Source organism: Pseudovibrio flavus (assembly GCF_009711345.1).
Lineage (GTDB): Bacteria > Pseudomonadota > Alphaproteobacteria > Rhizobiales > Stappiaceae > Pseudovibrio > Pseudovibrio flavus.
Window position 1 is genome coordinate 1 of the sequence record NZ_SMMA01000020.1, and the last position, 727, is coordinate 727.

1 protein-coding gene is annotated in these 727 nt (G+C 55.7%); it reads right to left on the bottom strand.

Annotated elements, in window-relative coordinates; genetic code table 11:
• Positions 1-727: hypothetical protein (locus E1162_RS19345; RefSeq protein WP_257098525.1), on the bottom strand; the 727-nt coding region annotated here is incomplete at both ends.

The following is a 727-nucleotide window of genomic DNA, read 5'->3' on the forward strand; positions in this document are numbered from 1 at the left end:
CTCGTTTGAGGTCGCCTGAATGGTACCGGTGAGATCCGGGCCCGGGTTCTGGGTGGAGAAGTCCGTTGGAAGCGTGATGCAAAGGGCATCAAACTCAGCAGGCGTCCCTGTAAACACCAGTTGGCCATTGGTGATGGTACCCGCATTGGTTTGCGTACCATCTGGAAGGCCGCTCAAGGTGAAGGTAATCGACTGGATGTACTCCGAACCATCGTCATCGCTCTGCGAGACGGTGATGAAGTCGGCAGGCTTCACATCAACAGGAGCATCGGTCTCGGTAGCCGTAATCGGACCGGCAACAATGTCGATATCCTCTGTCGGCTTGATGGTCACCGTCACATCAACGGTTTCCTGACCCTCAGGGGTGGTCACCGTGATGGAGAAGTTGGTTGGCTGACCGCCGGTGGAATAATCCTCCGGTACGGTCCACACCAGCATGTTGGCCTCATCTACAGAGCCCGTCCATGTGCACGCATCAATATCCAGATCACCAACATTGGTGGTGGTGCCCGGAGGCAGATGGTCAAAGACAATGGTCACCGTATCAGGGGTCGAACCATCTCCTTCCGAACCATCCGCGTCGGTGATGTCAGCGACGATACCAAGCGAGAAGCTTACGCCCTGCCCGTCTGCATCTTCATCAACACACACATCGTCTGCGGTCAGATCAATGTCTTCCTCATCCTGAACCTTGATGCCGAAGGTGAGGCTGTCGGTACCGTCTTCA